The organism is Rhodococcus sp. P4_B6, from assembly GCF_056402215.1.
In genome coordinates this window covers 1-1,361 of sequence record NZ_JBFUHV010000438.1, presented here as the reverse complement: position 1 = coordinate 1,361, position 1,361 = coordinate 1, and the positions used below count along the sequence as shown (strand labels likewise).

General features: G+C 64.8%; 2 protein-coding genes. Both read left to right on the top strand.

From position 1 onward, the window contains the following. The coding region (locus tag AC1DWT_RS51375) for an aldehyde dehydrogenase family protein (protein ID WP_477926288.1) at positions 1-142 on the top strand (142 nt) is incomplete at its 5' end. Between the two features lie 451 nt (positions 143-593). Further along, positions 594-752 carry a hypothetical protein gene (locus AC1DWT_RS51370; protein ID WP_477926287.1) on the top strand — a complete coding sequence of 53 codons (159 nt, stop codon included), beginning with the start codon at positions 594-596 and terminating at the stop codon, positions 750-752. The last annotated feature ends 609 nt before the right edge of the window (positions 753-1,361 follow it).

The window sequence follows — 1,361 nt, the reverse complement described above, 5'->3', positions numbered from 1 at the left end:
CGGCATGGTCGGCGTCAACCGCGGAGTGATCTCCGACGTCGCCGCGCCGTTCGGTGGAGTCAAGCAGTCCGGACTCGGCAGCGAAGGCGGCACCGAAGGCATCGAGGAGTACCTCGAGACCAAGTACGTCGGCTTCGCGTAAACCACCCGAACACGCAGATGTGCTTCCGGATCCGTGCGAAGAAGGGATCCGAAAGCACGCCGGCCGCCTTTGCCGAACGAACGGGTGGAACACACCATCCCGCGGTAGCGGACTTGCGGCCAGACCGCCGAAAGCGCCGAGGGCCTCGCCAGCCCTGGGAGTGCAGCTGAAGAGGCCGAGCACCAACCCGCGTCGCCGCCGGAGCCAAGTTTGGCAGTGCCTTGTCGGAGTCGGCGCGGATGCTGTCGGGGCCTGCGGACGTGGGACACGGGTACGGGCCCCGAGATTGCGACGGTGATTCGTCCGACCGACGATTGGTTCGGCGAAACAGGGCGTTGACCAGGTGGAGACGGCATGTCCCCTGAAAGGGGCATTGGCCGCGCATGCCACACCGCAGCGTTCGTTCTCAACGCGTCGAGCGGATCACGCCCGCTCAGGGCAGGATGAGATCGTGAGCGACCGAACCACAGCAGACCTCGAGTGTGAACTCGCCCTGCTCGCTTACGTACGCGACCGCCTGCGGGCGTCGGCGGGCAATGACTTCCGTATCCCGACCACCGCCGTCGACCAGGTCCTCGATGAGCTCAACAGTCTCGAACGATCGCCATGAGACCACGACCAGCACGTCACCGACACACAGCGGCCGGTGGTCGGGGGAGCGCCATTGCTCGCGGAGCATGGGCCTACCCTGGATCGGGGCGGTGTTGCGGCCACGGGATCGGTCCGAGGAACAGTAGTCCCCCTTACCGGCACCATTAGGTGGTGATTCGGGTCTCGGAGCCAGCACGTCTCGACGTCAGGAACTGACGATCGACCGAAAAGAACTGCTGGGAAGTTTGTTTCGCAATCAAAGCCGGACGAAGACTCCGGGGAACGGTCTCGTCTCGGATGAGGAATCCGAAGGAGCTGTCTGTCGCACGACGGGGCGCCCCGGGCACGCGCAGAGTCTTCGACTGCAAGGGCGCGTCAAGGTGTCCGCCCAGTCCGCGCAGGGGCGGGTGCAGGTGTGGGGCCTGTTCCACGTCGACGAGGCTTCTTGATCGTGTGAACAGGGCCTGCGGCTCCCGCGAGCCGGTAAACGTTTCGGACACGCTCAGGTGCAAACTCTCGAGATGAGAAATTCGAATCATTGACCAGCATCTTTCCGACCTTCAACAGGACCGGGCCCGGTCAAGGACCGGTGCGACCGGCGTCGAACACACGGTGACCGGCACGCCGC